Origin of the sequence: Streptomyces sp. NPDC048383 (assembly GCF_040651775.1) — a bacterium.
Lineage (GTDB): Bacteria > Actinomycetota > Actinomycetes > Streptomycetales > Streptomycetaceae > Streptomyces.
This window is the reverse complement of sequence record NZ_JBEZKS010000001.1, coordinates 283,613-300,494: the sequence shown is the minus strand read 5'-3', so window position 1 is coordinate 300,494 and position 16,882 is coordinate 283,613. Positions and strand designations below refer to the sequence as shown.

Here is a 16,882-nt window from a genome sequence, read left to right as displayed (position 1 = left end):
CCGTCGCGACGCCTGGCGCGCCAAGGGCCGCAGCGCCCTCGTCCTGTCGATGATCGCCCTGCCGATCGTCGGCGTGAGCGCCGCGGACCTCGCCCTGCGCAGCGGCGAGCTCTCCCCGCAGCAGACCCTGACCCGCGAGCTCGGGGCGGCCGACGCCCGGATCACCGAATCCCACGTCGACGCCGCCGTGTTCCAGCACCCGGACGGCGAGCACTACGCGCCGGTCGGCGGCTACGACGCCTACCGGCCGGGCAAGCAGCCGCAGGCGCAGCCGCTGAAGGCCTCGGTCCCCGCGGGCGCCCGGTCCGTCCAGGACACCTCGGGCCACACCAAGGTGCACACCGCGCACGGCCTCCTCGCCACCGAACTGCGCGAGCTGGACGTGCACGACCCGCTGACCCGTGGCCTGATCACGCTCGACCGCGGCCGACTGCCCTCCGGGCGGGGGGAGGTCGTCGCCACCAACGCCTTCCTGAAGGCCTCCGGGCTGTACGTCGGCTCCTCGGTCACCCCGCGCGGCTCACCGACCGCGTACAAGGTGGTGGGGGCGTACGAGCTCCCCTCCGCGCTACGGACCACGGAGCTGCTCGCCCTCCCCGGCACCCTGTTCGCCCCGCTGAACAAGGCGCTCCAGGCCACCGGAGCGCCGGGGGTGACCGAGCGGACCTCGTACCTGGTCTCGGTCGGCGGCGATGGTTTCACGTGGAACATGGTCAAGGAGGCCAACACCAAGGGCGCGCTCGTGCGTTCCCGCGCCGTGGCGCTGAACCCGCCCGCCGACTCCGACGTCCCGCTGTTCCGGCAGACGCCCAAGGAGCAGTTCGAGCTGACCGACGCGGGCGGCACCCTCACCGAGCGGGCCGTCCTGGCCACCGTCATCGGCCTGACCATGCTGGAGGTGTGCCTGCTCGCCGGGCCCGCCTTCGCGGTCGGCGCCCGGCGCTCGCGCCGCCAGCTGGGGCTGCTCGGCGCCAACGGCGGCGACCGGCGGCACATCCGGGCCGTCGTGCTCTCCGGCGGCCTCGTGATCGGCGCCGTCGCGGCCGTGATCGGCACCGCGGTCGGTGTGGCCCTCACCGTCGGGCTGCGGCCCGTCCTGGAACAGCAGCTCGGCGCCCGCTTCGGCGGCTTCGACGTCCGCCCGCTGGAACTGCTCGGCATCGCCCTGCTCGCCGTGCTGACCGGGCTCCTCGCGGCGGTCGTGCCCGCCGTCACCGCCTCCCGACAGACCGTACTGGCCTCCCTGACCGGCCGTCGGGGCGTCCGCCGCGCCAACCGGGTGTTGCCCCTCGTCGGCCTCGCCGCCGTGGCCGGGGGCACCGCGATCGTCCTCTACGGAGCGACCCGCCAGGTCAGCACCACCGTCGTCGCCGGGGGCAGCGCCATCGCCGAACTGGGCGTCGTCGCCCTCACCCCGCTCCTCGTCGGCCTGTTCGGGCGGCTCGGACGCCTGCTGCCGCTCTCGCCGCGGCTCGCGCTGCGCGACGCCGTCCGCAACCGGGGGCGTACCGCGCCGGCCGTGGCCGCCGTACTGGCCGCCGTCGCGGGGACCGTGGCGGTCTCCACCTACGAGCACAGTCGTGACGTACAGGCCCGGCACGAGTACGTGGCCGAACTCCCCGCCAACGTCGGGACCCTGACCGCCAATGACAACACCGGGCACAAGGACGTCCCGGCCCTGCGCGCCACCCTCAGCAGCACGCTGCCGGTCGCCGTACGGGCCGATGTCGACCGCTTCGTGGTCGGCAACCCGAACTGCGAGATGCGCGACTCCGACCTGACCTGCGGACGCGTCGAACTCATCACCCCGAAGGAACAGCGCTGCCCGCTCCTCGAAGCACCCGGCGGGGTCGACTCCTTCGCCCCGGCGCAGGCCCGTGAACTGCGCAAGGACTCGCGGTGCGCACCGCGCACGCACTTCTCGGCGCCCGATGTGGTCATCGCCGACGAGAAGCTGATGACCGTCCTCGCGGTCACCGACCCCGGATCCACCGCCGCCCTCAAGGAGGGCCGGCCGGTCTCCTTCGAACCGCACGACGTGAAGGACGGGAAGATCACCCTGCGGGTCGTCACCGACCAGGCCGCCGTAGAGGAGGCAGCCGGGAAGAACGCCGAAGTCCCCGGCCGGGACACGGTGCTCGCCGTCCACACGGCCCCGCGTCCCGCCGAGGCCTGGGGCATCCGACTGGTCGTACCGCCGGCCGCCGCGAAGAACGCGGGCCTCGCCACGGCTCCCGTCGGCGCCTGGTTCAGCCTCGACGGGAAGGCGACCGGCGCGCAGCGGCAGACGCTCGACGGGGAGATCGACCGGATGGGCGCCGACGCCCGGTTCAGGATCGAGGAGGGCTACCAGAAGGAGAGCACCCTCGGCGTCCTCGTCCTCACCGTCTTCGCGGGGCTGATCACCATCGGCGCGGCCGGCATCGCCACCGGCCTCGCGCAGGCCGACGCCGAGGCCGACCTGAAGACGCTCGCGGCGGTCGGCGCGGCCCCGCGCGTGCGACGCACCCTGAGCGGCTTCCAGTGCGGGGTGGTCGCCCTGATGGGCGTGGTCCTCGGCTCCGCCGCCGGGATCCTGCCGGCGGTCGGGCTGCGGCTCACCCAGGAACGCGAACAGGAACGCCTGATCCGCAACGGCATCGAGAGGGGCTGGGCCACGGTGCAGGACACCGAGCTGTACGTGCCGATCGCCGTGCCCTGGCCCACGCTGGCCGGACTGCTGATCGTGGTCCCGCTGGGGGCGGCGCTGCTCGCGGCGCTGGTCACCCGGTCGAGCGGCGCACTGGCCCGCCGCGAGGCCGGCTGACCCCCGCGACGGGGGCCGGGCCGATGTTCCGGCCCCCGGACAGGGTGGATCACGCTCCCGCGGGGGCACACCGTGTGAGTACGCAGGTGTGCGAGAGAATGACGGCATGGAGATGCCGAGGAGTGAACGGTCGCAGGACAGCCCCCCGAACGTCCTGATCGTGGGACAGGACGGGATGGCGGTCGGCGGCGCCGATGACGAGTCGCGCGAGGTCCCGGTGACGGAAATGGTCGAACAGCCCGCCAAGGTCATGCGGATCGGCAGCATGATCAAGCAACTCCTGGAAGAGGTACGCGCCGCGCCTCTCGACGAGGCGAGCCGGGTCCGGCTCAAGGACATCCACGCCGCCTCCGTCAAGGAGCTCGAAGACGGCCTCGCACCGGAACTGGTCGAGGAACTGGAGCGCCTGTCCCTGCCGTTCACCGAGGAGGCCATTCCCTCCGAGGCGGAACTGCGGATCGCGCAGGCACAGTTGGTGGGTTGGCTGGAGGGCCTCTTCCACGGCATCCAGACGGCCCTGTTCGCGCAGCAGATGGCGGCGCGGGCCCAGTTGGAGCAGATGCGCCGCGCCCTGCCGCCCGGCGGATCGCACGAGGACGACGAGGACGGCCCCCACGGCGCGGTCCGCTCCGGCCCGTACCTCTAACCCCGCCCCACCCGGCGGGCCCGGAGCCCCAGGCCCCGAGCCCGCCACCACTCTGCGGGGGCGCGATCCGATCCCCCCGCCCCAGCCCTGCCGGCGTTTGAGGCGCGGGCCCGGGCAGCGCCCGATCCAGCCCCGCCGGCGCTTGGGGCGCGGGCCCGGGCGGCGACCAACCCAGCCCCGCCGGCGCTTGGGGCGCGGGCCCGGGCGGCGACCAATCCAGCCCCGCCGGCGTTTGAGGCGCGGGTCCGGGCGGCGCCCGGAAACCCCCGACCCCACCGCCCCCACGCGGCACAGGCCCGGTCACCCCCTTCCCGCCCCGCCAACACTTGAGGCGCGGGTCCGGGCGGCGCCCGGAAACCCCCGACCCCTCCAGCCCCGCCGGCGATTGAGGCGCGACCCCACGCCGCCGGTGGACAACCCCCGGCCCCCATACTCAAGGGCATGACCTACGACGCGATCGTCCTGGCCGGCGGCGCCGCCCGCCGCCTCGGCGGGGCCGACAAGCCGGGCCTGCGCGTCGGCGGCCGCGCCCTGCTGGACCGGGTCCTCGACGCGTGCGCCGACGCCGGGACCACCGTCGTGGTCGGCGGCCGCCGGGCGACGGCCCGCCCGGTGCGCTGGGCCCGGGAGAACCCGCCCGGCGGCGGCCCCGTGGCCGCGCTGGACGCCGGGCTGCGGGCCACGACGGCCGGGCTGGTCCTCGTACTCTCCGCCGACCTGCCCTTCCTCGACCGGGACACCGTCCGCGCGCTACTGACCGCCGACGGGCCGGACGGGGCCCTGCTCCGGGACCCCGACGGCCGGGACCAGCCGCTGGTCGCCGCCTACCGCGCGGAGCCCCTGCGCCGCGAGATCGCCCTGCTCGCCACCGAGCACGGCACCCTCAACGGGCTGCCGCTGCGCGCCCTGACCGCCGAGCTCGACCTGACCTCCGTCACCGCCACCGCACCCCTCGCCTCCTTCGACTGCGACACCTGGGAGGACCTGGCGTCGGCCCGGGCCCGGATCAGGGAGCATGGGACCGTGCTGGAGCAATGGATCAACGCCGCCAAGAACGAGCTCGGCATCGACGTCGACGTCGACGTCACGGCCCTGCTCGACCTCGCCCGTGACGCCGCCCACGGCGTCGCCCGGCCCGCGGCTCCGCTGACGACCTTCCTCGTGGGCTACGCGGCGGCCCGCGCCGAGGCGCAGGGCGCCGACCCGGCGCAGGCCGTCCTCGACGCCTGCCGCAAGACCGCCGAGCTGGCCCTGCGCTGGGCCGACGAAGCGACCCCCGCCGACGGCAAGCCCGCCGACGCCAAGCCCGCCGAGGCGGGCCCCGCCGATCCCCAGGAGAGCGGCTCAGGATGACCCGTACCGACGCCGACGGCGCCCTGGACGAAGCCCTTGCCCTGGTCAGCCGCGATGCCCGGGCCGGGGCCGCCGGAGGCCACCGCGCCACGGCCTGGCCGCACGCCCGGGCGGCGGCCGTCCGGGCCGGCTCGGGCGTACGCGGCCGCAGCCACCGGGTACCGCTCCCCGACGCGCTCGGCGAGGTGCTGGAGGCCCCCCTGGAGGCCCTCAGCGACCTGCCGTCCTTCGACACCTCCGCCATGGACGGCTGGGCCGTCGCCGGACCCGGCCCCTGGCGGACCCGCCCCGGCGGGGTCCTGGCCGGGACGGAGCCGCCGGCTCCGCTCGCCGACGGCGAGGCCGTCAGGATCGCCACCGGCGCCCGCGTCCCGGCGGACACCAGCGCCGTGATCCGCAGCGAGCACGTCCGCGAGGTCGGCGCCCAACTGCACGCCGAGCGGGCCGTCAGCACCGGCCAGGACATCCGTCCGCGCGGCCAGGAGTGCCGCTCCGGGGACCTGCTGCTGCCCGTCGGCTCCCTCGTCACCCCCGCCGTCCTCGGTCTCGCCGCGGCCGCCGGGTACGACGAGCTGGTCACCCGGCCCCGGCCCCGCGTCGAGGTGCTCGTCCTCGGCGACGAGCTGCTGGCCGAGGGCCGACCCCACGACGGACTGATCCGCGACGCCCTCGGCCCGATGCTCGGCCCCTGGCTCACCCGGATCGGGGCGCAGGTCACCGGTACGCGCCGGCTCGGGGACGACCCGGCCGGGGCGCAGGCCCTGTACGAGGCCGTCGCCGGCTCCTCCGCGGACCTGCTGATCACCACCGGCGGCACCGCGTCCGGTCCCGTCGACCACGTACACCCGGTGCTGGCCCGCGCCGGTGCCGAGCTGCTCGTGGACGGGGTCGCCGTGCGCCCCGGGCACCCGATGCTGCTGGCCCGCATCGGCGACCGGGCGGACGGGCGGCACGTCGTCGGCCTGCCCGGCAACCCGCTGGCGGCCGTCTCCGGGTTGCTGACCCTCGCCGAACCCCTGCTGCGCGCCCTCGCGGGCCGCCGGCAGCGGCCGCGCTACACCGCGCCGGTGCAGGGGGACGTGCCCGGCCACCCGCACGACACCCGGCTCGTGCCGGTGCTGCTGACCGACGAACATGCCGTGCCGCTGCGGTACAACGGCCCGGCGATGCTGCGCGGCGTGGCCGCCGCCGACGCGCTGGCCGTCGTACCGCCGCACGGCGCACGATCCGGGCAGGACCTCGAAATCCTCGACCTGCCCTGGGCTTCGGGGGGATGTTTCACGTGAAACTTCACGGCCAGGACGCCATGGCGCGCGGCGCGGACGAAAAACTCGTCTCGCGCCGCATCAAGCTGCCCAAACGCGTCGTCGAGAAGCCGCTGCGGCAGGTGAGCCGGCGGCTGCTGATGGCCCTGTTCGTGCTCTGTCTGACGGTTCTGATCGTCTGGCTCGACCGCGAGGGGTACCACGACAACGCGAACGGGTCGGTCGATCTCCTCGACTGCGTCTACTACGCGACCGTCACCCTGTCCACGACGGGCTACGGCGACATCGTCCCGCACAGCGACACCGCGCGGCTGGTCAACGTCCTGTTGATCACCCCGCTTCGGGTGCTGTTCCTGATCATCCTGGTCGGCACCACCCTGGAAGTGCTCACCGAACGCACCAGGGAAGAATGGCGGCTGAGTCGCTGGAGGAAGAACTTGCGCGAGCACACGGTCGTCGTCGGCTTCGGTACCAAGGGCCGTTCGGCGCTGCAGACCCTGCTGGCCACGGGCCTCAGCCGGGAACAGGTGGTCATCGTCGACCCCAGTGCCAAGGTCATCGACACCGCCAACGCGGAGGGGCTCACGGGTGTGGTCGGCGACGCCACCCGCTCGGACGTCCTGCTGCGCGCGGAGATCCAGAAGGCCCGTCAGATCGTCATCGCCACCCAGCGGGACGACACGGCGGTCCTGGTGACGCTGACGGCACGCCAGCTCAACCGGGGCGCGAAGATCGTCGCGGCGGTCCGCGAGGAGGAGAACGCGCCGCTGCTGAAGCAGTCCGGCGCGGACGCGGTCATCACCAGCGCGAGCGCGGCCGGACGGCTCCTCGGGCTGTCGGTGCTCAGCCCGAGCGCGGGCACCGTGATGGAGGACCTCATCCAGCAGGGCAGCGGCCTCGACCTGATCGAACGCCCCGTCAACAAGTCCGAGGTGGGCCGCAGCGTGCGGGAGACCGACGACCTGGTGGTGAGCGTGCTGCGCGGCCACCGTCTGCTCGCCTACGACGACCCGCACGCGAGCCCGCTCCAGTTGACGGACCGGGTCATCAGCATCGTGCGCGCCACGCGTCCGCTCTCGCCCAATGTGACGTTCGGCCCGGTGGAGTAGGCCCCCCGGACGGGTCGGTGCCGGGTCGGTGCCGGGGCCGCGCCGGGTCGGTGCCGGGTCGGTGCGGGGCCGCGCGCCGGGTCGTACGCGGCGGCGTCCTGCCGTCGCGGGGCGCCTTCGCGTAGCCTCCGGGCCATGCATGCGATCACGATCGAGCAGCCCGGTGGCCCCGAGGCCCTGGTCCGGGCCGACGTACCCGATCCGGTGGCCGGCGAGGGGGAGGTGATCGTCGCGGTCGCGGCGAGCGCCGTGAACCGCGCCGACGTCCTCCAGCGGCAGGGTTTCTACGATCCTCCGCCCGGCGCCTCCCCCTACCCCGGCCTGGAGTGTTCCGGCCGCATCGCCGCCCTCGGGCCGGGCGTGTCCGGCTGGTCGGTGGGCGACGAGGTGTGCGCGCTGCTGTCCGGCGGCGGTTACGCGGAGCGGGTGGCCGTCCCGGCGGGGCAGCTGCTGCCCGTGCCGGCGGGCATCGACCTGGTGACGGCCGCCGCGCTGCCGGAGGTCGTCGCGACGGTGTGGTCCAACGTGTTCATGGTCGCCGGGCTGCGTCCCGGCGAGACCCTGCTCGTGCACGGCGGCTCCAGCGGCATCGGCACGATGGCGATCCAGCTCGGCAAGGCGGTCGGCGCACGGGTCGCGGTGACCGCGGGCGGCAAGGAGAAGCTCGCGCGCTGCGCGGAGCTGGGCGCGGACATCCTCATCGACTACCGCGAGCAGGACTTCGTGGAGGAGCTGCGGTCCGCCACCGGCGGCGCCGGCGCGGACGTGATCCTCGACATCATGGGCGCGAAGTACCTGGCGCGGAACCTGGACGCGCTGGCCGTCAACGGGCGACTCGCCGTGATCGGGATGCAGGGCGGCGTGAAGGCCGAACTGAACCTGGGCACCCTGCTGGCCAAGCGCGCGGCCATCACCGCCACCTCGCTGCGGACCCGGCCGCTGGAGGAGAAGGCCGCCATCATCGCGGCCGTACGCGAACACGTGTGGCCACTGGTGGCTGCGGGGCGGGTGCGCCCCGTGGTGCACGCGACGTTCCCGATGGCCGAGGCGGCGCAGGCCCACCGGGTGCTGGAGTCCAGCGCCCATGTCGGCAAGCTGCTGCTGACCGTGTAGGGCCGGAACGCGTCCTGCGCCTCGGACGGGCGGAACTCGGACGCGCGGCGGAACGGGTGGTACGGCCGGGCGGGGTGGGGGTCCCGCCCGGCCGTGTTCCCGGGGCCGCCGCCCCGGGAGTCCTCGGCCGCGGCCCCGGCCGCCCGGTTCAGGACGGGCGGCCCGGGGCTGCGGATCGCAGGCCTCGGATCAGAGGCTTCGCACCGCAGGCCTCGCGATGGAGGCGTCGCGGCGGAGACCTCGCGGTGGAGGTCTCCGATCAGAGGCTGCGCAGCAGCACCGACGGGGATTCCACGCAGTCGGCGACGTACCGCAGGAAACCGCCGGCCGCGCCGCCGTCACAGACGCGGTGGTCGAAGGTCAGCGACAGCTGGACGACCTTGCGCACGGCCAGCTCCCCCTGGTGCACCCACGGCTTGGGGATGATCCGGCCCACGCCGAGCATGGCCGCCTCGGGGTGGTTGATGATCGGAGTGGAGCCGTCGACCCCGAAGACCCCGTAGTTGTTCAGCGTGAACGTCCCGCCCGTGAGGTCGGACGGTGCCAGCTTCCCCGCCCGGGCCAGCTCGGTCAGCCGGGCGAACTCGGCCGACAGGGACTCCGGGCTGCGGTCCTGCGCGTCCCGGACGACCGGGACCATCAGCCCCCGCTCCGTCTGCGCGGCGAAACCGAGGTGCACGGCCGGGAGCCGGACGATCTCGTTCGCCGCCAGGTCGACGGTGGAGTTGAGCTCGGGGTACTTGGCGAGCGCGGCCGTGCAGATCCGGGCGAGCAGCGCCAGCACCGAGATCTTCGGCCCGTCCACGGCGTTCATCGCGGCCCGGGCCGCCATCAGTTCGGTGGCGTCCGCGTCGACCCAGCAGGTGGCCTCGGGGATCTCGCGCCGGCTGCGCGAGAGCTTCTCGGCGACGGCCCCGCGCAGTCCCTTGAGCGGGATCCGCTCGCCTTGAAGGGCGGGTCGGGCCGCCGCGACGGGCGCCGCGGACGTGACGGACGGCGTGGGCGCGCCCGCCAGGGCCGCCTCGACGTCGGCCCGCAGGATCAGTCCCTGCGGACCGGATCCGTGCAGGGCCCGCAGGTCGAGCCCGTTGTCCCGGGCCAACTTGCGCACCAGCGGCGAGATCACCGGAACGGGCCCGCCGGCGACCACCGGAGCGGCCGCGGCCACGACCGCCGGGGCGGCCTGCGGAGCGGCCACAACCACCTCCGCCGGAGCGGCCTGCGCCGCACCCGCCGGACGGACCCGACGGCGCCGCGCCGGCCGGGAGTGGTCCGTGCCGTAGCCGACCAGCACGTTGCCCGACCCGGACGACTGCTCCGCCGGCTCCGGCTCCGGCATGGTGCCCGAACCGACGGCCACCGTGATCAGCGGGGCGCCGACCGGGAGTTCCGTACCCTCCTCGCCGAAGCGCGCGGTGACCACGCCGCCGTACGGGCAGGGCACCTCGACCATCGCCTTGGCGGTCTCGACCTCGACGACCGGCTGGTCGATCTCGACCACGTCGCCCACGGCCACCAGCCAGCGGACGATCTCCGCCTCGGTGAGCCCCTCCCCGAGGTCGGGCAGCTTGAACTCCAGTACCTGCGGCATCAGTTCTCCCACTGCAGGCGGGCCACGGTGTCCAGGATCCGGTCCACACCGGGCAGGTGGTGCTTCTCCAACATCGGCGGCGGGTATGGGATGTCGAAGCCCGTCACGCGCAGCACGGGCGCCTCCAGGTGGTGGAAGCACCGCTCCGTCACGCGGGCGGCGATCTCCGCGCCCGGTCCACCGAAGCCGCCGGCCTCGTGGACCACGACCGCGCGCCCGGTCCGGCGTACGGAGGCCACGACCGTGTCCTCGTCGAACGGGACGAGCGAGCGCAGGTCCACGACCTCCAGGTCCCAGCCCTCCTCGCGGGCCGCCTCGGCCGCCTCCAGACAGACCGGCAGCGACGGCCCGTAGGTGATCAGCGTGGCGCTCGTGCCCGCCCGGCGGACCAGCGCCTTCCCGATCCCGGGGACCTCGTCCGGGGCGTCCGGCGACCACGGCGACTTCGACCAGTACAGCCGCTTGGGCTCCAGGAAGACCACCGGGTCGTCGCTAGCGATCGACGCGCGCAGCAGCCCGTACGCGTCCTCGACGGTCGCCGGGGTGACGACCGTCAGACCGGGCGTGGCCACGTAGTACGCCTCGGAGGAGTCGCAGTGGTGCTCTACGCCGCCGATGCCCCCGCCGTACGGGACGCGGATGGTGATCGGCAGCGGCATCGCGCCCCGGGTGCGGTTGCGCATCTTCGCGACGTGCGAGATGAGTTGCTCGAAGGCCGGGTACGCGAACGCGTCGAACTGCATCTCCACGACCGGCCGCAGCCCGTACATGGCCATGCCGACCGCGGTGCCGAGGATCCCGGCCTCCGCGAGCGGGGTGTCCGTCACTCGGTCCTCGCCGAACTCCTTCACGAGGCCGTCCGTGATCCGGAAGACCCCGCCGAGCGCCCCGACGTCCTCGCCCATCACGTGGACGGTCGGGTCCTCGGCCATCGCGTCGCGCATGGCCCGGGTGAGGGCCTGCGCCATCGTCGCGGGCTTCACCGCCCGCTGTGCCACCGTGCTCACGCCTCTTCCTCGGCTTCCAGTTCGGCGCGCAGCAGGTCGGCCTGCTCGCGCAGTCGTCCGGTCTGCTCCGCGTAGACGTGCGCGAACAGGTCCATCGGGTCCACGACCGGTTCGGCGTTCATCCGCTCGCGCAGGTTCGCGGCCATCGCCTCGGCCGCGTCGCGCGCCTCCCGGATGCCGTCCTCGTCGAGGATCCCGCGGGCGGTGAGCTCGCGCTCCAGCAGTTCCACCGGGTCGTGCGCCTTCCAGGCCTCCACCTCGGCGTCGGTGCGGTAGCGGGTCGCGTCGTCCGCGTTCGTGTGGGCCTCCATCCGGTACGTGATGGCCTCGATGAGGGTGGGTCCGCCGCCGGCGCGGGCTCGCTGGACTGCCTCGGTGAGGACCTCGTGCATGGCCGCGACGTCGTTCCCGTCGACCAGTCGGCCGGGCATGCCGTAGCCGACGGCCTTGTGGGCCAGCGTGGGCGCCGCGGTCTGCTTGGCGAGCGGGACGGAGATGGCGAAGCCGTTGTTCTGGACCAGGAAGACCACCGGGGCCTGCCAGACGGCCGCGAAGTTCAGCGCCTCGTGGAAGTCGCCCTCACTGGTGCCGCCGTCACCGACCATGGCCAGCGCGACGACGTCGTCCCCGCGCAGCCGGGCGGCGTGGGCGACGCCCACCGCGTGCGGCAGCTGGGTGGCGAGGGGGGTGCACAGCGGGGCTATCCGGTACTCGCGCGGGTCGTACCCGGTGTGCCAGTCACCCCGCAGCAGCGTGAGCGCCTGTACGGGGTCCAGGCCGCGGGCCACGGCCGCCAGGGTGTCCCGGTAGCTCGGGAAGAGCCAGTCCTGCTCCTCCAGGACCAGCGCGGCCGCGATCTCGCAGGCCTCCTGGCCGACGGTGGACGGGTACACGGCGAGACGGCCCTGCCGGGTCAGCGCGGTGGCCTGCGCGTTGTAGCGGCGGCCGCGCACGAGTTCGGCGTAGTACCGGCGCATCAGCGCCGGGTCGAGGCGGTCGGCCGCCTCGGTGCCCAGCACCCGGTACGGCTCGGGGTCCGGAAGCAGCGCCGCTGCGTCCGTACGGGGCCTCCAGGCGGGCGGCGGGGTTACACGGTGGGACGCACCGGCACCGGGCAGCTCTTGGACCGTCATGGCGGCGTACACCTCCTCGTGGGAAGCGGGCAGGGAGTGCCCCGGATGTGAGGCCCCTCACCAACCGATTGTTCGGTTGTCCGGGCAATTTGGCTACAGGCGGCTCCAGGCTGTGGACAAACTGGCGCCGGGGCCGTGGGATGGGTGCAGGACGTCCAGGAGAGGGAGGCATCGGGCAATGCCGGATGAACAAATGGCCGGAGCCGGTTCCGGCCCGGTCCCGCCGGGGGCGGTCACGGGCGCCCCTCCGGTGCCTTCCCGCCCCCTGGATCCGATCGACCGGTCGATCATGCGGCTGCTCCAGGCCGACGGCCGGGCCTCCATACGCTCGGTGGCCGAGCAGGTCCACGTGTCGCGGGCCAATGCCTACGCCCGGATCAACCGGCTCATCGACGACGGGGTGATCCGTGGGTTCACCGCCCGGGTGAACCACGAACGAGCAGGTCAGGGCGCTTCCGCCTATATCACCCTGAAGATCGTCCAGAATTCCTGGCGGACGGTGCGCGAGCAGCTGCGCGAGTTGCCGGGCGCGGCGCACATCGCACTGGTCAGCGGCGACTTCGACGTACTGCTGCTCGTCCACACCCCGGACAACCGGACCTTGCGCGAGCTGGTCCTGACGCGTCTGCAGTCCATCCCGGAGGTCCTCTCCACGCGCACGCTGCTGGTTTTCGAGGAGACGGACCTCCTCGACCCGGGCCCCGCCACCGGGCCGGCCCTCACGGAGGAGTGAACGACCGCCCCGCACAGGACACCGGTACGACTGATCCGACCGGGTGGTGCGAGGGGGCGTTCGACAACGCGAGTGCGCCCCCCGGATTCCGGGGGGCGCACTCGGTCGCACTCACATCGCGGGTCGCGCCGCCGCGTCCCTACGAAGCGGCGTCGCGCCCCTTCGGGGTCGCGCGGAGCCCGTCGAGGGCCATGTGGACCACCGCGTCGGCGAGCTGCCCGTGGTCCGCGCCGGGGTGCGGGCGGTACCACTCGACGAGCGAGTTCACCATGCCGAACAGCAGCCGGGTGGCGAGCCGGATGTCCACGTCCGCACGCAGGTCCCCGTCGCCGGCGGCGGCCTTCAGCAGGTCGGCGACCCGGTGGTCGAACTCGCGGCGCCGCTCCAGCGCCCAGCGTTCGGTGCGCGTGTTGCCCCGGACCCGCAGCAGCAGCGTCACGTACGGCAGTTCGCCGAGCAGCACCTCGACCGTCCGCCGCGTCACGTACTCGACCCGCTCCACCGCCCGGCCGCGTACGGCGCCGGGTTCGTCGAGGACGGCGAAGAGGCCGTCCAGCGCGCGGCTGACGGCCCGCAGGAGCAGTTCCTCCTTGCCCGCGACGTGGTGGTAGATGGAGGACTTGGAGATGCCGGCCGCTTTGGAGAGGTGCTCCATCGACGTGCCGTCGTAGCCGCGCTCGTTGAAGACCTGGACGGCCACCGCGAGCAGCGTCTCCGGGGTGTAGGTGTCCCGCCTGACCGTGGTCATGCCGTGTCCTCCCCCTCGTCTTCCCCGCCCGCCGCGTAGCCCAGCCTGAACAGCGCCAGCGAGGGCGCGTAGCGGCCGCCGGGACAGCGTTCGTCCAGGTTGTGCAGCAGGTCGTACGCCCAGTCCGGGCCGAGCCGCTCGTGCCAGGCGGTCGGGCCCAGCGGGTAGTTGACGCCGAGCGTCATCGCGGTGTCGATGTCCGCGGCGTCCGCGACGCCCCGCGCCACGGCGTCGGCGGTCAGGTCGATCAGCATGGCGACGGTCCGGGCGACGATCATGCCGGGGACGTCGCCGATGACGGAGACCTTCTTGCCCAGCTTCTGGAAGAGACCGACGGCCTCCGCCAGGGTCCGCGCGCTGACGTCCTCGCTCGCGGAGAGCGCGACGCGGCCGGCGCCGCGGTAGTCCAGGGCGAGGTCGAAGTAGACGACGTCGGTGAACTCGACGGAGGTCTTGCCGTCCGCGAGCACCAGCTGGCCCTCACCGGGCAGCTGGATGTACGGACCGCCGTGTCCGGTGGCCGTCACCGCGATGCCGGCCTCCTCGATGAGCTCCGCCAGGACGGCGGCCGGGCCGAGGTCGCCGACCACGGTGACCTTGTCCGGCGCCTCCTCGGGCCCCGCGGTGTGCGGCTCGGGCAGCCGGACGTCCTCCCCGTACGGGAACCACCCCTGTCCGGACTTGCGGCCGAGCCGACCCGACTGGACCAGCCGGCGCTGGGCGAGCGAGGGGGTGAACTTGGGGCTGCGGAAGAACGAGTCCCAGACGGAACGGGTGACGGCCTCGTTGACGTCCTGGCCGATCAGGTCGGTGAGCTGGAACGGCCCCATCCGGAAGCCGCCGCTCTCGCGGAGCACGGCGTCGATGGTGGCCGGGTCGGCGCCGCGCTCCTCGTACACCGCGAAGGCCTCCGCGTAGAACGGGCGGGCGATCCGGTTGACGATGAATCCCGGGGTGTCGGAGCAGTTGACCGGGGTCTTGCCCCAGCCGAGCACCGTGCCGTGGGCGCTCTCGGCCACGGCGGGGTCGGTCGCGTGTCCGCTGACGACCTCGACGAGGGGCAGCAGCGGCGCGGGGTTGAAGAAGTGCAGGCCGAGGAAGCGGCCGGGGTGGCGCAGGTCGGCGGCGAGTTCGGTGACCGAGAGGGAGGAGGTGTTGGTGGCCAGCACCGCCTCGGGCGCGATCACCGCTTCCAGGGCCGCGAAGAGGGTGCGCTTGACCGTGGCGTCCTCGACGACGGCCTCGATGACGAGGGCCGCGTCGGCGAGGTCGGCGAGGGTGCGCGCCGCGCCGATCCGGCCGATCGCGTCCTCGGCCTCGGCGCGGTCCAGGCGGCCCTTGGCCGCCATCCGCTCGACGCGGTCGCGCACCAGGCCCGCCCCGGCCTCGGCGAAGGCGGGGTCGATGTCGTGGAGCAGCACCCGGTGACCGGCGAGGAGGGCGACCTGGGCGATGCCCTGCCCCATGGTGCCGGCGCCGACGACCGCCACAGTGCGGGACCGCTCGATTGCTGTCATGTCCTGATCCTCCCGCACCGACTTATCCACAGGCCTGCCGGGCCCTCTTGTCCCGACCGATCGTTCGGTTACTCTAACTGCAGTCTGCTCTTCTTCACCCGCCCCTGCCTGATCTCAGCCTGATCCTGCCCGGCTCAACGAGGAGTTGGTCCCTGATGGCCGCCGAGCTCACCCTCCCCCAGCTGTCCGAGAAGCACCGGCCCACCCTGGACCAGGCGCTGGCTGCCATCCGCAGCCGCGCCTACTGGTCCCCGCACCCCGAACACCCCAAGGCGTACGGGGAGACCGCCCCGGCCGACGGGCTCGCCGCCTTCGAGGCCGTCCGCGGCACCCGCTTCGACCTCGACCAGCCCGGCACCGACGGCTGGACGGGCGGCGAGGTCTCCCCGTACGGCCCGGAGCTGGGCGTCGAGTACCCGCACGCCGACCCGGACGTCCTGATCCCCGCGATGCGGGCCGGCATGAGCGCCTGGCGGGACGCCGGGCCCGAGGCCCGCGCCCTGGTCTGCGTCGAGATCCTGGCCCGGATCGGCGCGCGAACGCACGAATTCGCGCACGCGGTCATGCACACCAGCGGCCAGGCCTTCATGATGGCCTTCCAGGCGGGCGGCCCCCACGCCCAGGACCGTGGCCTGGAGGCCATCGCCTACGCGTACGAGGAGCAGACCCGGGTCCCCGGCCGGGCCGACTGGTCGAAGCCGCAGGGCAAGCGCGACCCGCTGGAGCTCGGCAAGACCTTCACGGCCGTCCCGCGTGGCGTCTCACTGATGATCGGCTGCAACACCTTCCCCACCTGGAACGGCTACCCGGGCCTGTTCGCCTCCCTCGCCACCGGCAACCCGGTGCTGGTCAAGCCGCACCCGCGCGCCGTCCTGCCGCTGGCGCTCACCGTCAAGGTGGCCCGCGAGGTCCTCGCCGAAGCCGGCTTCGACCCGAACCTGGTGGCCCTCGCCGTCGAGCGCCCGGGCGAAGGCATCGCCAAGACCCTCGCGCTGCGCCCCGAGGTCCGGATCATCGACTACACCGGCTCGACGGAGTTCGGGGACTGGCTGGAGACCAACGCCCGCCAGGCACAGGTCTACACGGAGAAGGCGGGCGTCAACACCGTCGTCGTCGACTCCACCTCCGACTACAAGGGGATGCTCTCCAACCTGGCGTTCTCGCTGTCCCTGTACAGCGGCCAGATGTGCACCACCCCGCAGAACCTGCTGATCCCGCGCGACGGCATCGGGACGGACGCCGGCCACAAGTCGTACGACGAGGTCGTCGCCGACCTCGCCGCCTCGGTCGGCGGCCTGCTGGGCGACGACGCCCGGGCCAACGCCCTGCTCGGCGCGCTGGTCAACCCGGACGTCAAGGCCCGCCTGGAGGCGGCCGCCTCCCTCGGCGAGGTCGCGCTGACCTCCCGCGAGGTGGTCAACCCGGAGTTCCCGGACGCCGTGGTGCGCACCCCGGTCCTGGTCAAGCTGGACGCCGGCAAGCCGGACCCGGACGCCGCCTACCTCTCGGAGTGCTTCGGTCCGGTCTCCTTCGCGGTCGCGGTGGACTCCACCGCCGACGCGCTGGAGCTGCTGCGCCGCACGGTGCGGGAGAAGGGCGCGATGACCGTGGGCGCCTACACGACGTCCCCGGACACCGAGCGGGCCATCGAGGAGGTCTGCCTGGAGGAGTCGGCGCAGCTCTCGCTGAACCTGACCGGCGGGGTCTACGTCAACCAGACCTCGGCGTTCTCCGACTTCCACGGCTCCGGCGGCAACCCGGCGGCGAACGCCGCCCTGTGCGACGGCGCGTTCGTCGCGAACCGGTTCCGGGTGGTGGAGGTCCGCCGCCAGGCGTAACCCGTACGGGGCGCCGGGCCGAC

At 73.8% G+C, this 16,882-nt stretch carries 13 protein-coding genes; 8 read left to right on the top strand and 5 right to left on the bottom strand.

Annotation, left to right across the window (positions count from 1 at the left end):
- The first annotated feature begins 49 nt into the window (after positions 1 to 49).
- The 6 genes from AB0D46_RS01435 to AB0D46_RS01410 all read left to right on the top strand — a co-directional run bounded on the left by AB0D46_RS01435 (position 50) and on the right by AB0D46_RS01410 (position 8,292).
- Positions 50 to 2,806: an ABC transporter permease gene (locus AB0D46_RS01435; protein ID WP_362875467.1), complete on the top strand. Its 2,757-nt coding sequence runs from the start codon at positions 50 to 52 to the stop codon at positions 2,804 to 2,806.
- Between the two features lie 106 nt (positions 2,807 to 2,912).
- Positions 2,913 to 3,452 (top strand): bacterial proteasome activator family protein, encoded by a 540-nt coding sequence (locus AB0D46_RS01430; RefSeq protein ID WP_281211160.1) that lies wholly within the window; start codon positions 2,913 to 2,915, stop codon positions 3,450 to 3,452.
- 441 nt (positions 3,453 to 3,893) lie between these two features.
- Positions 3,894 to 4,805: an NTP transferase domain-containing protein gene (locus AB0D46_RS01425; RefSeq protein ID WP_362875189.1), complete on the top strand. Its 912-nt coding sequence runs from the start codon at positions 3,894 to 3,896 to the stop codon at positions 4,803 to 4,805.
- Positions 4,802 to 6,091: a molybdopterin molybdotransferase MoeA gene (locus tag AB0D46_RS01420; protein WP_362875188.1), complete on the top strand. Its 1,290-nt coding sequence runs from the start codon at positions 4,802 to 4,804 to the stop codon at positions 6,089 to 6,091. The genes AB0D46_RS01425 and AB0D46_RS01420 overlap by 4 nt, the downstream gene beginning before the upstream one ends.
- Positions 6,079 to 7,179, top strand: coding sequence for a potassium channel family protein (locus AB0D46_RS01415; RefSeq protein WP_362875187.1), 1,101 nt, complete (start codon positions 6,079 to 6,081; stop codon positions 7,177 to 7,179). Before AB0D46_RS01420 ends, AB0D46_RS01415 begins: the two co-directional genes overlap by 13 nt.
- 135 nt (positions 7,180 to 7,314) lie before the next feature.
- Positions 7,315 to 8,292 (top strand): NAD(P)H-quinone oxidoreductase, encoded by a 978-nt coding sequence (locus AB0D46_RS01410; protein WP_362875186.1) that lies wholly within the window; start codon positions 7,315 to 7,317, stop codon positions 8,290 to 8,292.
- A 259-nt stretch (positions 8,293 to 8,551) separates the two neighbouring features.
- On the opposite strand, the gene AB0D46_RS01405 is transcribed toward AB0D46_RS01410, so the two are convergent.
- The 3 genes from AB0D46_RS01405 to pdhA are packed head-to-tail and all read right to left on the bottom strand — an operon-like array spanning position 8,552 to position 12,023.
- Positions 8,552 to 9,883 (bottom strand): dihydrolipoamide acetyltransferase family protein, encoded by a 1,332-nt coding sequence (locus AB0D46_RS01405; protein WP_362875185.1) that lies wholly within the window; start codon positions 9,881 to 9,883, stop codon positions 8,552 to 8,554.
- Positions 9,883 to 10,851: an alpha-ketoacid dehydrogenase subunit beta gene (locus AB0D46_RS01400; protein WP_362875466.1), complete on the bottom strand. Its 969-nt coding sequence runs from the start codon at positions 10,849 to 10,851 to the stop codon at positions 9,883 to 9,885. The genes AB0D46_RS01405 and AB0D46_RS01400 overlap by 1 nt, the downstream gene beginning before the upstream one ends.
- 35 nt (positions 10,852 to 10,886) lie before the next feature.
- Positions 10,887 to 12,023: a pyruvate dehydrogenase (acetyl-transferring) E1 component subunit alpha gene (pdhA, locus tag AB0D46_RS01395; RefSeq protein ID WP_362875184.1), complete on the bottom strand. Its 1,137-nt coding sequence runs from the start codon at positions 12,021 to 12,023 to the stop codon at positions 10,887 to 10,889.
- Positions 12,024 to 12,216: 193 nt separating this feature from the next.
- Between pdhA and AB0D46_RS01390 the strand changes: the two genes are divergently transcribed.
- Positions 12,217 to 12,756, top strand: coding sequence for an Lrp/AsnC family transcriptional regulator (locus AB0D46_RS01390; protein WP_362875465.1), 540 nt, complete (start codon positions 12,217 to 12,219; stop codon positions 12,754 to 12,756).
- A 139-nt stretch (positions 12,757 to 12,895) separates the two neighbouring features.
- Here the strand turns inward: AB0D46_RS01390 and AB0D46_RS01385 are convergent, their stop codons facing one another.
- Both AB0D46_RS01385 and AB0D46_RS01380 read right to left on the bottom strand, forming a co-directional pair.
- A complete protein-coding gene (locus AB0D46_RS01385; protein WP_362875183.1) occupies positions 12,896 to 13,504 on the bottom strand; it encodes a TetR/AcrR family transcriptional regulator in 609 nt (202 codons plus the stop codon).
- Positions 13,501 to 15,021 (bottom strand): 3-hydroxyacyl-CoA dehydrogenase, encoded by a 1,521-nt coding sequence (locus AB0D46_RS01380; protein WP_362875182.1) that lies wholly within the window; start codon positions 15,019 to 15,021, stop codon positions 13,501 to 13,503. The genes AB0D46_RS01385 and AB0D46_RS01380 overlap by 4 nt, the downstream gene beginning before the upstream one ends.
- A gap of 155 nt (positions 15,022 to 15,176) precedes the next feature.
- Between AB0D46_RS01380 and paaN the strand changes: the two genes are divergently transcribed.
- Complete coding sequence (gene paaN / locus AB0D46_RS01375) at positions 15,177 to 16,859, top strand: phenylacetic acid degradation protein PaaN (protein WP_362875181.1); 1,683 nt, start codon at positions 15,177 to 15,179, stop codon at positions 16,857 to 16,859.
- The last annotated feature ends 23 nt before the right edge of the window (positions 16,860 to 16,882 follow it).

Excerpts from the sequence above, each read along its gene's own strand:
- AB0D46_RS01435 (WP_362875467.1), top strand. The coding sequence starts at position 50 with ATGATCGCCCTGCCGATCGTCGGCGTGAGCGCCGCGGACCTCGCCCTG.
- AB0D46_RS01430 (WP_281211160.1), top strand. The coding sequence starts at position 2,913 with ATGGAGATGCCGAGGAGTGAACGGTCGCAGGACAGCCCCCCGAACGTC.
- AB0D46_RS01425 (WP_362875189.1), top strand. The coding sequence starts at position 3,894 with ATGACCTACGACGCGATCGTCCTGGCCGGCGGCGCCGCCCGCCGCCTC.
- AB0D46_RS01420 (WP_362875188.1), top strand. The coding sequence starts at position 4,802 with ATGACCCGTACCGACGCCGACGGCGCCCTGGACGAAGCCCTTGCCCTG.
- AB0D46_RS01415 (WP_362875187.1), top strand. The coding sequence starts at position 6,079 with ATGTTTCACGTGAAACTTCACGGCCAGGACGCCATGGCGCGCGGCGCG.
- AB0D46_RS01410 (WP_362875186.1), top strand. The coding sequence starts at position 7,315 with ATGCATGCGATCACGATCGAGCAGCCCGGTGGCCCCGAGGCCCTGGTC.
- AB0D46_RS01405 (WP_362875185.1), bottom strand. The coding sequence starts at position 9,883 with ATGCCGCAGGTACTGGAGTTCAAGCTGCCCGACCTCGGGGAGGGGCTC.
- AB0D46_RS01400 (WP_362875466.1), bottom strand. The coding sequence starts at position 10,851 with ATGGCGCAGGCCCTCACCCGGGCCATGCGCGACGCGATGGCCGAGGAC.
- pdhA (WP_362875184.1), bottom strand. The coding sequence starts at position 12,023 with ATGACGGTCCAAGAGCTGCCCGGTGCCGGTGCGTCCCACCGTGTAACC.
- AB0D46_RS01390 (WP_362875465.1), top strand. The coding sequence starts at position 12,217 with ATGGCCGGAGCCGGTTCCGGCCCGGTCCCGCCGGGGGCGGTCACGGGC.
- AB0D46_RS01385 (WP_362875183.1), bottom strand. The coding sequence starts at position 13,504 with ATGACCACGGTCAGGCGGGACACCTACACCCCGGAGACGCTGCTCGCG.
- AB0D46_RS01380 (WP_362875182.1), bottom strand. The coding sequence starts at position 15,021 with ATGACAGCAATCGAGCGGTCCCGCACTGTGGCGGTCGTCGGCGCCGGC.
- paaN (WP_362875181.1), top strand. The coding sequence starts at position 15,177 with ATGGCCGCCGAGCTCACCCTCCCCCAGCTGTCCGAGAAGCACCGGCCC.